9 protein-coding genes are annotated in these 14,776 nt (G+C 43.3%); all 9 read right to left on the reverse strand.

Annotated features, from left to right (window positions below; genetic code table 11):
- Nucleotides 1-21: 21 nt before the first annotated feature.
- A complete protein-coding gene (locus tag HGJ91_RS16415; protein ID WP_291348927.1) occupies nucleotides 22-3,042 on the reverse strand; it encodes a PAS domain S-box protein in 3,021 nt (1,006 codons plus the stop codon).
- A 178-nt stretch (nucleotides 3,043-3,220) separates the two neighbouring features.
- Nucleotides 3,221-6,514: an efflux RND transporter permease subunit gene (locus HGJ91_RS16420; RefSeq protein ID WP_291348928.1), complete on the reverse strand. Its 3,294-nt coding sequence runs from the start codon at nucleotides 6,512-6,514 to the stop codon at nucleotides 3,221-3,223.
- Nucleotides 6,511-7,665: an efflux RND transporter periplasmic adaptor subunit gene (locus HGJ91_RS16425; RefSeq protein ID WP_291348929.1), complete on the reverse strand. Its 1,155-nt coding sequence runs from the start codon at nucleotides 7,663-7,665 to the stop codon at nucleotides 6,511-6,513. Before HGJ91_RS16425 ends, HGJ91_RS16420 begins: the two co-directional genes overlap by 4 nt.
- Before the next feature lie 118 nt (nucleotides 7,666-7,783).
- Nucleotides 7,784-9,355 carry an SDR family oxidoreductase gene (locus HGJ91_RS16430; protein WP_291348930.1) on the reverse strand — a complete coding sequence of 524 codons (1,572 nt, stop codon included), beginning with the start codon at nucleotides 9,353-9,355 and terminating at the stop codon, nucleotides 7,784-7,786.
- 25 nt (nucleotides 9,356-9,380) lie between these two features.
- Nucleotides 9,381-10,784, reverse strand: coding sequence for an amidophosphoribosyltransferase (locus HGJ91_RS16435; RefSeq protein ID WP_291348931.1), 1,404 nt, complete (start codon nucleotides 10,782-10,784; stop codon nucleotides 9,381-9,383).
- Nucleotides 10,785-10,886: 102 nt separating this feature from the next.
- The gene (locus HGJ91_RS16440) at nucleotides 10,887-11,147 is read right to left on the reverse strand and encodes a hypothetical protein (RefSeq protein WP_291348932.1); all 261 of its coding nucleotides are present in this window, start codon (nucleotides 11,145-11,147) and stop codon (nucleotides 10,887-10,889) included.
- A 43-nt stretch (nucleotides 11,148-11,190) separates the two neighbouring features.
- Nucleotides 11,191-11,787, reverse strand: coding sequence for an HD domain-containing protein (locus tag HGJ91_RS16445; RefSeq protein WP_291348933.1), 597 nt, complete (start codon nucleotides 11,785-11,787; stop codon nucleotides 11,191-11,193).
- Nucleotides 11,744-12,833 (reverse strand): peptide chain release factor 2 gene (prfB, locus tag HGJ91_RS16450; RefSeq protein WP_291348934.1). Its coding sequence is split into 2 segments (ribosomal slippage): nucleotides 11,744-12,775 and nucleotides 12,777-12,833, totalling 1,089 coding nucleotides; the frame shifts between segments, so codons are not numbered across the junction. The genes HGJ91_RS16445 and prfB overlap by 44 nt, the downstream gene beginning before the upstream one ends.
- Complete coding sequence (gene lnt, locus HGJ91_RS16455) at nucleotides 12,830-14,440, reverse strand: apolipoprotein N-acyltransferase (RefSeq protein WP_291348935.1); 1,611 nt, start codon at nucleotides 14,438-14,440, stop codon at nucleotides 12,830-12,832. The genes prfB and lnt overlap by 4 nt, the downstream gene beginning before the upstream one ends.
- Nucleotides 14,441-14,776: the final 336 nt, after the last annotated feature.

Raw genomic sequence — 14,776 nt, forward strand, 5'->3', positions numbered from 1 at the left:
CGACCATTACTATCCTAAATTTCAAGCTTCGTCCAACACGTCCCGTATTTTTTGGGCAAGATCCTTCATCACAATCGGCTTTAATATAAACCCCTTAATACCCAGGGATGCTGCCTTTTCCTCAGACATGATTTCACTGAACCCGGTACAAAGCAATATAGGAATATCGGAACGTATTTTGATCAATTCAACCGATAGTTTATCGCCGGGCATATTCGGCATTGCCATGTCAGTGATAACCATGTCAAATGTATCGGGATTAGCCCGGAACGCTTCAAGCGCTTCTATACTGCTGGTACGTGAAGTAACCTGATATCCCAAACGCTCTAATATCTGTTTCTCCATTGCAATGATGGCTTCTTCATCATCCACCAGTAAAATTCGTTCTGTTCCACCCTGGACGGGTTCTTCAGTCTGAATACTCTGTTTTTCAAAAGAACTTTTTTCTATCGGGAAATAGGTTTTAAATTCTGTTCCTTTACCAGGCTCGCTGTATACATGAATACTGCCATTCATGCTTTTAACAATGCCGTGTACCACTGAAAGTCCCATCCCTGTACCCTTGCCTACTTCTTTGGTAGTAAAGAATGGGTCAAAGATTTTTTCTATTATATTTTTATTCATGCCGGTGCCGGTATCTGATACAGATAGACAGGCATAGTCTCCAGGTTCCAGATCAGGAATTATTACATCATCTTCTCCTAATTGGATTTCCTTGAGGCTTACTTTCAGTTCCCCTCCGGTCTCCTCCATGGCATGATAGGCATTGGTTGCAAGATTCATTACAATCTGATGAATTTGTGTGGGATCAGCCTTGATCGCACCACAATCCGCCCTGATATCCTGTATGATGTCAATGGTGGTGGGAATGGTGGACCTGATCAGTTTTAATACTTCCTTGATAATAGGCTGCATCTTCATCAGGAGTAACTCGGTAGTATCCTGGCGAGCAAATGTGAGGATCTGTTTTACCAGGTCCTTGGCTCTCAAGGCACTGGTATAAATTCCATTCAACCCATCTCGGATTGGGCTGTCTTCAGGAATGTCCGCTAATAACATATCTGCATAGCCTAAAATCGGGAAAAGAATATTATTGAAATCGTGTGCAATCCCGCCTGCAAGGGTGCCGATGGCTTCCATTTTCTGGACTTGTATTACTTGTTCCTGAAGTTTCTTGATTTTTTCTTCGGATAAAACGGTTTCAGTTACATCTCTCCCGATACCGCTGATGTAAGGGTCACCTCCATCCGGCTTGACCAAGAAACTTTTATATTCAATATAAATTTTTTCCTTGTTTTTCTTAAAATAGCAGGCAACTCCCTCATGATGCCCTTGTTTCTTGACCACTTCCAGGTACCGGCTGTTAAAACCAGATTCAAATTCCGGTTCCATGAAATCAGTTGCCCTATGGCCTAGAAATTCATCCGCCTTATAGCCAAAGAGTCTTTGCATGGCCGGATTTGCTGAAGTAAAATGTCCTTCCATATCTTGTGTGTAGATGAGATCGGTTATAGAGTTAAAAAGGTCACGGAATTGTTTTTCTGATTTTTTCAGTGCTGTTTCCGTCTGTTTGCGTTCGGTGATATCCAGTAAAGAAGCCACGCTTTTCTTTGTTCCCGGAATCATATCGACTGTAAGAAGGATATGCTTTATATGGTTATTTTTGTCGATGAACCTGAATTCATAATTTTTGGGGGAGGCATCCCCGTTCACTCTCCTTATCCTGTGCCGTTCCTTCATTCTTTCGAGGTCTTCCGGAACAACGAATTCAATCCATTTTTTTTGCCCTTCAATTTCTTCATGAGAGTATCCTGACAAGTCAACGAATTGATCATTGACCAAAGATATAATCATATTTTCTTCCAGTATACTGGTAGCCGTTCCGGTGTTCTTAAAAATAATTCTATATTCTTCTTCGCTCTTCCGTAACGCCTTCTCTGCCTGCATCCTTTCGTTAATTTCTAACTCTAAGTCCTTATGTGCTGTCTTAATCTTTTGATTTAATTTTATACGAGCGGCGAGAAGACAGGCCAGAGCCACAAGAGTGGCAAGAACGATCAATATCAAGATCCAATATTTTTTAAAAACATTTGTCAGCGTTATTTTACCAAAGTCCTTATAAGGGCCGACTTTCAATTTTTTCAGGCAGTCATGAACGGGCTGGTAATTCAGTGGAATTGTCCATCCGCCGCATCTTGCAGCTTGTGCGGCTACAGAATCCCGGGGCATATTTATCAATGCAGTACTGACCTTTTCAGCCAATTCATTGGCAGTGTGTTTAAGCTTGGAAATCGGCCATTCCGGATACTCCCGCGTGGAATGCAGAAAAGGCAAGTGCACATTTCCCCCGCCATGTTCGTGAATAACATAAAAGTCATCCTTACGAATCTTTCCCTCTGCGTTCATCCGCTCAAGCGTGTCTGTCCGCACTGTTCCGGCATCGACTTTTCCATCTCGAACAGCATAAACAACGGCATCATGGGTTCCGCCAAAACTAAAGGACGCACAGTCTTTAAACGGATCGATTCCGGCATCTTTTAACTCCCGCCAAGCCATTCTCCAGCCGCCAAAGGAGGTCTCTTCGACTGCCATAAAGGTTTTGCCTTTCAAATCACGGTATTGACGGATATCGGTGCGCTGTTTTTTACAGAAAACAACACCTCCGTATGTTGTGCTTATTTTACCAGACACTTTGTTTTTTAACGTAGCAATGCGGCTGATCCCGTAATAATTTTCTAACTCAACATAAAATGACGGGTTAGTCAGGATGAAATCAACTTCAGATTTCTCAACCACTGAATATATCTGGTCAAAATCGATGGGCACGATTTTAAATGTTTTTCCAGAAATCTTGTCGTTTAGATATTCAGCCGTCAAAGACCATTTTTCCATGCAGCGCTCAGGCCCTCTTTTCGCCAATATGCCTATTTTTATTACCGAGTCTTCAGCAAATGTGATACGAGCTATAGCACCAGTCACCAGGAAGATGGCCATGAAAGAAAAAAGAATTTTTTTGCTTTTTAACAGGATGAAGTTTTTCATAATTTTATCCAATAAAAACTTATGCGCTGATCACGCTTGAATTAATAAAAAGTACCGTATCGTATATTATGATACAAAGCAATCGGGTTTTCCGAAATAAAATTCAATTTGAAAAAGCATACCCCGGCCGGGGTAAAGCAAAAGTACTATTTAAAAAGTTGTATTGTTTACGGACAATCTAACTGGTTGAAGCTCCTTTAGCGTTCGTTTGAGCCTGGCCTGACCCTAAAAAAAACGTCCTGGTTTTGCCGTAACCACTTGCGAGCATCAGCTTTGCATTTTCAATCAAAGCATATAATGTCGGAACAACAATCAGGGTCAGAATCGTGGCGATCATGAGTCCGAAAATAACAACAATTGCCATTGATCTCCACCATTGGGTGGATTCACTGGCGGTCGAAAGTGCCATAACATGGAAATCATAACTGATACCGGTGACCATGGGCAAAAGCCCCAGAATGGTTGTAACGGCCGTTAAAATTACCGGCCTCAAGCGGGTGGCACCGGCAGAAATAACAGCGTCACGAATGCTCATGCCATTATTTCTAAGCTTATTGGTATAATCAATGAGAATAATGGCATTATTGACCACAACACCGGCAAGAGAGATAATGCCGACTCCAGTCATAACGATGCCAAAAGGTGAGTTAATCACTGCAAGTCCCCAGAAGGCGCCCCCTAAAGACAAGATGACAGAGGTGAGGATGATAATCGGTTGAATAATGGAGTTGAACAAGGTCACCAGGATCAGAAAGATTAAAAACAGGGCGATCAAAAATGCTTTTGACAAAAAGTCTTCCGATTCTTTCTGACTTTCATCCTCACCCGTAAATTTATACTTATAGCCGGGCGGCAGCTCAAACTCCTTAAGCAGTGACTGGGCCTGCGTCCTGGCAACAGTTCCGGTGGTTTTGGATTCATTTACATTGGCCTTGACCGTGACAACGCGTTCATGGTTTTTTCGAACAATATCCCCAATGGTTCCTGTATATTCGATACGGGCCAGGGTAGTGAGCGGAACAATTACTCCTGCGGGCGTGGGAATCATGAGTTTATGAAGGACGTCTGCCACCTTTCTTTCGGATTCAGCAAGCTTTACCACGATGTCATAGTCTTCATCGCCTTCATAATAGGTTGAGATATCAAGTCCGTTATAGGCTGTTTTCAATGCATTGCCTATGGCACTGGTGGTCAGGCCGAAAAGAGCGGTTTTCTGACGGTCAATTTTAACCTGCACACTTGGCAGGCCCCCCTGGTAATCATCCCGGACGTCCTTTACATGGGGAATGTTCTCAACCACTTTTGTCATTTTTTCAGCGATTTTGCTTAAAATTTCAAAATTATCCCCTGAAATCTCTATGTTAATGGGAGGGCCTGTGGGGGGGCCTTCGGACTGCTCATCCACAGTGATCTTTACACCGGCAATATGTTTAACCCGGCTTCTTAATTCCTCCAGATCATCTTTGCTCGGGGATTTTCTGTCTTCAAAATCAATAAACTGGATACCGATATGGTTGGGAAGGTTGGAGTCAAAAATAGATCCGCCCGAAGTTTGTACTACTCTGGTATAGATATGTTCGATATTATTGATATTGCCGGGGGCCATAAATTTTGTGCCATCGGCATTTTCATGTTCCTGAAATCTTAAAGCATCACTATAATCAAGTCCTTGATTTCCCGTTATTGCTATTTCAACATTTTTAATGGTCCTGTCAATGAAGTCAAGGTCAGCCCCTTCGGGCGCATCAATGTTAATATAGGCTGATTTCGGGTCAATGGGCGGGAAAAATTCAATGGGTTTTTCAACACCGATTTTTAAAAACCATATCTGGAAAAGAATAATTAATACGGCAAAAGATCCGACGATCACGGTGATATTGTGGTCCAGTGCTTTGTTCAGAAGTTTTGAATAAAGTGTTAATAGAGGGCCTTTTATTTCAATGGGTTTTTCTCCCTGGGCCTTGATTTCAGCGGCAGTAAGTGTTTCCCTGTTGATTTTTGTTTTTACTTTCATGAAAAAAGCACACAAGGCGGGGTTAATCACAAGTGCCACAAAAAGGGATGAAGCCAGCGTAACAATGAGTGTGATGGGAAGATACTTCATGAACTCGCCCATCATACCCGGCCAGAAAATCATCGGAAAAAAGGCTGCGATCGTTGTAAGAGTTGAGCCGATCACCGGCCAGGCCACCTCACCTGTGGCTTTCATGGCAGCTTCCACTCTTGGAATTCCCTGCTGCATATAGCGGTAAATATTTTCAATGATAACAATAGCATTATCCACAAGCATCCCTAGAGCCAGGGTTAATGAGAACAGAACAATCATGTTCAGAGTATACCCCATGGCGTGGAGTATAGTAAAAGACAGAAACATGGAAAAGGGTATGGCAAGACCGACCAGCAATGCATTTCTAAACCCCAGGACAACAAATAGAATTATCACCACAAGGATAAGCCCTGAAAGAATATTATTTTCAAGATCGGCGATCATAAGCCGGATATCGTTTGATTGATCCATCAGCTTGGTAATTATGGTGTTTTTCGGAAATGTCTTTTCGGCTTCCATGACAATGGTATCGATTTTATCGGAAATAAAAATAATATTTTCGCCGACCCTTTTTTTCACCGATATATTTACAGAGTCAACACCATCCAAACGGGAACGGGATGTCTCTTCCTTAATGCCGTCTACAACGGTGGCTACATCCTTCAGATAAATGGGGTTGCCGTTATGGGCGGCAACAACAAGGGAGAGTATTTCCTCGGGTGTTTCAAATTCTCCGGGGACCTTAAGTTGATATCTGCCGTCACCCAGGGTTATGGCACCCCCGGAAGTATTCTGGTTTTCGCTGACAACAGTCTGCTCCAGAGATGTAATGGGAATCCTGTAATACGCCAGCTTATCCGGGTCGACTTCTATTCTGATTTCCCTTTCCTGGCCTCCGGTCACCTCAGCTTCCAGAACTCCCGGCACGGCCTCTATATCATCCTTGAGATCATCAGCGATTTCCTTGAGCCTTCTCGGACCGCATGTCCCTGCCAAAGAGTAAATAACAATAGGCATTTCCGAGATATTGACTTCAAATATTAAAGGATCATTTTCAAGGTCAGACGGCAGATCATTTTTTGCCTCATCCACTTTGTCTTTAACTTTGGTTAAAACTTCATTAATGTCTGTACCGGGTAAAAACTCGATATTGATCTGGGATAAGCCCTGGGAGCTGACGGAACTGATATTTTTTACTTTATCCAGCCCTTTGAGTTTTTTTTCAATTTTTATGGTGATACTGGTTTCAATATCATCTGCAGATACCCCGCGATAGTCGGTCTGTACGAACACATAGGGAACGGTGATATCCGGAGAGCTCTCCCTGGGCAGAGCTTTATATGAATAAATACCAATTCCTAAGATAATCAGGGCCAGTACCAGAACGCTGGTTCTGTTTTTTATGGCTGTGTTGGAGATTATCATTGGGAGATTTCTTTCATATCCCGGATGGTTTTTACCACATTGACCTGTTCTCCATCTTCAATAATGCGATGGCCGACAACCACAATTTTTTCACCCGGCTCAAGCCCTTCGGAAATCTGAGTTTTCCAGCCATCCAGAAATCCAGTGTTTACGGGTCTGAACCGGACAATGCCCTCGTTTTCAACATAAACGCCGACCTCTTTATTGAGGGTTACAAGGGAATACATGGGGACTGCAAGCCCTTGGGGGTCTTGGCTTTTGATTATTTTTACCCTTGCAAACATGCCCGGAAGGATTCCGCCGTCCCTATTATCCACCTTGATTTCAAGGTTATACAAACGGGCCATGGAGCTGGTTGTTTTGTATAGATAATGGTATTCACCTGTATAGGGTTTTCCATCCAGGGCATCAATGGTCATATCAAAGGATTTAAGCTTTCGAACGGCAGCAACATCGGATTCCGGAATACCTACTTCTATTTTCAGCTTATCGATTTGAAGGATCTGGACAACCGGATCACCGGAATTTAGAAATTTGCCGTTTTCAATATAAACGCGATCAGCAATGCCTCGCATGGGGGAGCGGATGGTGCATCGACTTAGGTTGAGTTTGGCATTTTCAAGAGCAGCCCTGCTTGTTTTTACCCGGGCAACGGCATCATCCAGTTGGGACTGAGTAACAAAGTCCTTTTTTACAAGCTTTTTTAACCGTTTTTCAGTTGACAGTGCCATTTCATGGGAGGCAAGGGCAGAGTCATAGGAATTTTGATAATCGTTCTTATCAATGACAGCCAGAATATCACCTATATTTACACGCCGGCCTTCGGTTATTTTTTTGGTGATGACTTTTCCTGTGATTTCAGAGACCACTTTCAGGGATATCCATGGTTTGGCAACACCGGGAAGGCTTATTCTTTCCCTGATCATGGCAGGGATAAGTTCCATGGTAATCACATTGGTTAATGCTTTTGTGGCAGTTTTTTCTTTGGATTGTTTTTCAGCAAGAGCTATTTTTTTTGTTGAGATTTTTTTGCCTAAAGGCAGCATAATCAATCCAATTATCAGCGTAACTGCGATAAAGGGTATACTTTTCCAGATAAGCCTTCTGGTTTTCGTGCCAAATGTTTCAGTGGGATCGGATTTGGTTTTCATAAACACGCCTTTCTATGTCTAAAAAAAATGATTAGGCAAAAATACAACCATTTTATTTGATTTCAAGGGGGAGGGATAAATTCCTTTTCAGAATTCGATGCTGTAGGCTGTCCGGCTGTTACCAGTCAATGGGGAAATAATCCTTTAAAAATTTACCACACCAGTGTTTTTTTGTCAGGATGCCGTGGAAAAACGGGTCGCAGATCCTTGCGGCCCCGTCCACAATATCAAGCGGTGGCTGGAAATCATGGCGGTCCTGTTTGAGCGTGGCCAGGATGGCAGGATCTTCATCCGTGACCCAGCCTGTGTCCACGGCATTCATGAAAATTCCGTATTTGGCCAGATCACTGGCCGCGGTATGGGTGAGCATGTTCAGGGAGGCCTTGGCCATATTGGTATGGGGGTGGCGGCTGCCTTTTTTAAATCTCAGAAACTTGCCTTCCATGGCCGAGACATTGACAATATGTTTTTGTCCTGTGTAATTTTGTTTCATCAACTCTGCCAGCCGGTTGCACAAGACAAAAGGGGCCACGGAATTGACCAGCTGGATCTCCAGCATTTCAGAGGTCTGGATCTCCCCCAGCCGCAGCCGCCAGGAATTGGTTTTCCGAAGATCCATCTGCTGGAGGTCGGCATCCAGTTTTTCTGCGGGAAAGACCTCGGGCACATCCAGGGAATGGTCATAGGAATAGGGAATCTGGGACAGATGGGCGGACATGCGCAATCCCACACCCGGGGCTGTGCCGTTCCAGGTCACGGGCAAGGCCTTTTCTTTGCCCACATTTTCTGTCTGCCCGTATCCCATCTGGGAGATGCAGGTCTGGTACTGCCCCAGAAGCGACTGGGCATTCATAGGTAACTCTACCACTTTCTTTGTCTCATTCTCCATGAGATGGGCATAGAATCCGGGCGGACGCCGAACGGTCTGAGCCGCATTGTTAATGAGAATATCCAGGCGCTGGTAGGTCTGTCTGATATAATCGCAAAAAAGCTCCACACTGGGGGTGTGGCGAAGATCAAGCCCGTAGATCTGGAGCCTGTGGCCCCAGTCGGGAAAATCGGGTTCCTTTGAAAATCGTAAGGCTGAGTCCTTGGGAAAGCGGGTGGTGGCAATCACTCTTGCTCCGGCCTTAAGCATCATCAAGGTGGCCTGGTATCCGATCTTGAGCCGTGAGCCTGTGATCAATGCCACCTGTCCTTTTAAGGAGGCGGTCTGGAAGCGTTTCTGATAATTAAATTCTGCGCATTCCGGGCACATGGTGTCATAAAAATGATGGAGCTGTATAAATTCGGCTTTGCACACATAGCAGTTACGCGGTGTTTCCAGCATCTGCGCATCATCTTTTTTGCTGGTTTTTCTGCCATTAAATGAAATCTGCCGGGGAGCGGTAAAGACATCGGTTCCTCTGGCCCTGCGGATACCTGTGGCTGCCCTCAAGCGGCGTTCTTTTTTCACAATGGCCCGGCGTTTTTGCTGCTTTCTGTCCTTGTTCCGTTTTTTAATTTCCTCTTTGTCTGGCCGGGATATTTTTCCGGCCGCAGTGATCAGAGCAATCCGTTCGGGTTCCGGCAAGACCGCCAGAAGTTCAGATCGGTCCGCAATCTTTTCCAGAAGGGGAATACAACTGCGTATGGCCGTCAGGTCGTCGTATTTGTCGCCAGTCTTTGTATCTGTACCAATGCTGCTCACCTTATTTTATATCCTTGTTCCTGTATTAAAAATAACCTGATCCATCCCAGCAATGCGTGCAAAGTCTGTTTTTTGGAAGACCGATGGCCTCGATCAGATGCTCCAGTTTCTGGTATCGGATGCTGGTAAGCATTAACCGATCTATGATTCTGCCGAGCATGGCCGAGTGTTTTTCCGATCCATCCATGGCATAGTCTGTCAGATCCGTATCTTCGGTTCCTTCAATTTCGTAAATGGCCTTCCGACCGGCCAGGTCTAAAGTTGACTGGGAGGTTGAAAAATTTAAGAATTCACAGGGATAGATGAGGCATGGGCAGGCAATTCTCATATGAACTTCTTTTGCACCGTATTCATATAAAATTTGGGTATTGTCCTTTAGCTGGGTTCCTCTTACGACTGAATCGTCGCAGAATAAGATACGCTTTCCCTGGATAATTTCTTTGACAGGAAGCAGTTTCATCCGGGCCACAAGATCCCTCATTCCCTGGTTCTGGGGCATGAAGCTTCTAGGCCAGGTGGGTGTATATTTCACATAGGGCCTCATGTAGGGGAGATGGCTTTCGTTGGCAAATCCTATGGCATGTCCAATACCGGAGTCAGGGATACCCGCCACGAAATCCGCCTTTTCTGTTTCCCTTTTTGCGAGAGCTGCCCCACAGTTATACCGGACCTGTTCCGTATTGATCCCTTCATAGGACGATACCGGATATCCATAGTACACCCATAAAAATGAGCAGATCTGCATGGCTTCACCCGGCGGCTGAACTTGTTCAAACCCCTCGGGTGTTATCAGGATGATTTCATTGGGGCCGATATAGTGTTCGACCTCAAAACCGAGATTTGAAAACGCACTGGATTCGGAGCTTACTGCATAGGCGTTCTCACGTTTTCCTATCACAATAGGGGTTCTTCCCAACCGATCTCTGGCAGCATAGATCCCGGAATCCGTTAAAACCAGCATAGAGCAGGACCCTTTGATTTTTGTCTGGGCGTTTAAAATTCCTTCCGCAAAAGATCCTTTCTGACCGATCAGAATAGCCACAAGCTCTGTAGGGTTGATCTCACCCTGGCTTGTTTCGGCAAAGTGAATATTTTGTGAAAATGCTTCCTGGGCCAGTTCATCAAGATTTGAAATTTTACCGACAGTGACGACAGCAAATTTTCCAAGGTGGGAATGAATAATAATCGGTTGGGAATCTGTATCACTAATAATTCCTATCCCCATATTGCCGGCCAGGTTGTCAATATCCGGCTCAAATTTTGATCTGAAATATGCATTTTCAAGGTTATGAATTGATCGATAAAAGTCTGTTTTATCCACACTAGCCAGGCCACCGCGTTTGGTTCCCAGATGTGACAGATAGTCTGTTCCATAAAAAAGTTCTTTATTACATGCTTTTTTAGAAGCGCAACCGAAAAAACCGCCCATAACGTCTCTCTTCCATATTTAAAAGTTTATCATCTTCCGTTTCCATATCAATACGATCAATTAATAATTATTATTTAGGAAGTCAAACAAATAAAAAGACTTTTAGGCAGGGAATTTTTTTTTCAGTCGCAGGATAAGTTCTTTTTCCAGGTGTTGAATGATAATTTTTAATGTACGGCTTTCCTGAACAGGACCCGAATTATTCCATCCCATTTTCATTGCCCTGTTTTTTATTTTTCTGAACTGGGTCAGTGACTCGGCAATAGTTTTCCAGGCAAAGAGTTTTTGCAGGATATGACGTTCTTCCGAGGTTAAGTCTTTTGCCGTATCTATTATTTTACCACTATCTATTGTTATGATCATTTTAAGTGTTTCCTTGGTACATGAAAAATCCTTTCAGAACGATTTACAGGTTGAACTCTTCAGCCCAGGCTGAAAATCTTTGTGCATGATCTTTGTTTATTTTTTCAAGTTCTTCAATGATTTGAATTGTGGTTATTTTTTTGTCGGCATGTTTTGGATTTTTAGAGTGATATTTGTCTGCAATACAGATAATTTTTTCTTCAATACTGATGGGGACCATATCCCTTTGGGGCAGCGGAAGGCTGCTTGATATGATGTTTTCTTTTGTGATTCCCGCACCTGTATGCCGTTCACAGACAAGGCCATATTCAGGGGGCAGCCCCTGTTCATCCAGAAGCATTCGCCCGAGGTATCCGTGACAGATATAAGGCGCTTCACCGTTACAGCCAATAGAGTCTGCCCGGGTCAGACAGATGCCGATATCATGCAGCATGGCAGCCTTTTTAATAAATTCAAGATCCGGGTTCAGATGAATCAGATTGCGGGCAATTTCAAGACTTTTTTCAGTGATGATCCGGCTGTGGTCAACAAGAACCTGGTGAGGCTTTGTACCGGGAGTATAAAATTTTTCAATGATGAAGAGTGGATCCATTTTTTTATGAGAGTAAAACACCTTCAATAAAGGGGTCCAGGTCGCCATTCAGAACCCTGTCCACATCCCCCACTTCAAAATCCGTTCGATGGTCTTTAACCATCCTGTAGGGGTGAAGAACATAGGATCTGATCTGGCTTCCCCAGGCAATATCATCTTTACCATCGTGAAGAGTTTTCATTTTTTTATCCTGTTTTTCCTTTTCAATCTGGTAAAGCCTTGATTTTAAAACTTTAAATGCGATCTCTTTGTTGCGGTGCTGAGAGGATTCCTGCTGGCACTGAGCCACCACTCCAGTGGGAAGATGGGTGATTCTGACCGCACTGCTGGTTTTGTTCACATGCTGTCCACCGGCACCACTGGCCCGGTACACATCAATTCTCAGATCTGATTCATCAATGTCGATTTTAATTTCATCTTTTATTTCAGGATAGACAAATACGGATGCAAATGATGTATGGCGTTTTCCGCTTGCATTATAGGGGGATATCCTGACGAGGCGGTGAACCCCGGATTCAACTTTCATAAATCCGTAACAGTTTTCCCCGGAAACGCGAAGGGTTGCCCCTTTAATACCGGCCTCATCCCCTGGCTGAAAATCAATAATTTGACATTTATATCCTTTTTTATCAATCCATCGGGTGTACATGCGAAACAGCATTTCAGCCCAATCCTGGGAATCTGTTCCACCGGCACCGGCATTGATGGAAACAAGAGCATCTCTTGCATCGTCTTCACCGTCAAGAGTGATCTGAATAGAGAACTTTTTAATTTTTCTCTCAAGTGCAGATAAAAGAGCAGCCACTTCCTTTTCACTTTCTTTATCCGATTCTTCATGGGAAAGTTCCAGAAGGACATCTGCATCTTCAAGGTCTTTATAAATATTTTCCCAGGTTTCCAGAAGATTTGAAAGAGACGTTCTTTCTTTTAAAAGACCGGTGGCTTTGTCTGAATCGTTCCAGAAGTCTTTTTGGGAAACAATATGTTCAAGTTCGCGGAGGCGCTTTACTTTTACAGGGAGGTCAAAGATACTCCTTGAGTTTGTCGGCTTTGGTATATATGGCTTGGATATTTTGTTTTAATTCTGTATTCATTTTGATTTCTCCCCAGCTTTTTTTCTAATTCCTTTTAACATAAAAGCAAAGAAGATTGCAACTATTGAACTGATGGCAAAAATATCTCCATATTTTGTATAGAAACTGATTTGCTTTAGGACAGGGACTTGTCGTGTAATGGCCTGGTCTGTGAACAAGGTGGTTGTTTCAAGAATTTTTCCCTTGGGATCGATGAAGCCTGAAATTCCTGTGTTTGCAGCTCTTGCTATGGTTCTGCGGCTCTCAACAGCCCGGAACACAGCAATGGAAAAATGCTGCGGAGCAGCCGAGGTATGCCCAAACCAGGCATCATTGGTAATGGTGGTGAGGATATCAGCCCCGTTTTTTACAAATTTGGATGCAATGGACGGAAATAGAATTTCAAAACAGATGAGCACACCTGTTTTATGCGTGACCTTCAGGGTATGATTATTGAATTCCAGGGGCTTAAATGTTTTATCACCAATGGAAAAATTTCCTGCCTGGGCAGTAATTTTCCCTAAAAATGTCAGATAGTCTCCCAGGGGAACATATTCTCCGAACGGTACCAGGTGGTGTTTGTCATAGGTTCCGGTAACAATGGAAAATCGGTTCAGCATGTAAGCCCGATTGTAAAATTTGATCTGATTTTTATCAGACTTGAATGCAGGGCTTCCGATCAGAAAGTTTGTTTTTAATGACCGCACACATTGATCCACCTGGTTTGACAATTGCCTGTCAAACCCGTAATAAAACGGCAGGGCGGTTTCCGGCCATATCACAAGGTCAGCCTTTTTTGACTCAATCCTTTTTGCTTCAGCCTTTGAAAGCCGGATATATTTTTCTATAGTCCGGGCCTTGAATGCATCATTCCATTTTAAATCCTGTTTAATATTGCCCTGAACAATAGAAATATTTGTTTTTTGTGCCGCTTCAATTTGAGAATCGATGGCGTTGATTTTTTGGTTGCCGTAAAAAAGAGCCCCTGCGACCAGGACGGCAGTATAAATAACCGGGAGGAATAGTTTTTTTTGCAGATTTTTTTTGACCACCGTCATCCAGATGACTGCCAGAAGATAATTGATGAGAACAATGAGAAAGGATACCCCATAAACTCCTGAAAAATCAGCAATCTGAATCAATGAAAGATTTGAATACTGGCTGTATCCCAAAACCCCCCATGAAAAACCTGTGAATGCATATGTTCTGATATACTCAAGACCTGTCCAGAGACAGGCTGCGAATATGGGAGCAAAACAGGATTTCTGATCTATTTTTTTTAAAAGAAAGGCAAAAATCGCCGGATATAGAGCAAGGTAGAAACATAAAAGGATGAGTGTGGAAATTGCAAGAACCGGGTGAAGTCCGCCATATACATGTATGGTCGGGACAATCCAATAAATAAGGGTTAAAAAAAAGAAAAATCCTGCAATAAAACCGCTATAAAAAGACTCTTTTGATGTCATCGACTGGATGGATACAAGCCACGGAACCAGGGCAAAAAAAGCAAGGTATGAGAGTCCTGCCTTAGGAAAGCAGAGCGTTAAAGCCATGCCGCTTATCAATGCGGGAAAGTATTTGGAAGAAAAGTATTTGAGCACAAAATTATTATTTTTTTGAACGGTCATTGTTTTCTTAATGCATTTACCATTCACAGGAAGTCATTTCAATATATTTATTATTTAAGGGAGCGGGATCGCATGCTTTTAAACCAGGGCAATCGCATGTAAAATCACAAAGTTTAAAATGGTAGTTTTGCGGTAACCCGGCCGGGGCATGGGTTGCAGAATCCGATTGAACTTCTTACAGTTTCTAAACTCCGTTGCGCTAACCGCCAAAACTCGTTCGTTCCTCGATAAAATGAGAAAGATGGTCTCCTTTGAGGTAGAACCTCAAATGTGTTAATTGATTTAATTGGGTAAGAAAATACAATAACACAAAATAAGGAGACCAAATGGAAGATA

Origin of the sequence: Desulfobacula sp., assembly GCF_014237455.1 — a bacterium.
Taxonomy (GTDB): Bacteria; Desulfobacterota; Desulfobacteria; order Desulfobacterales; family Desulfobacteraceae; genus Desulfobacula.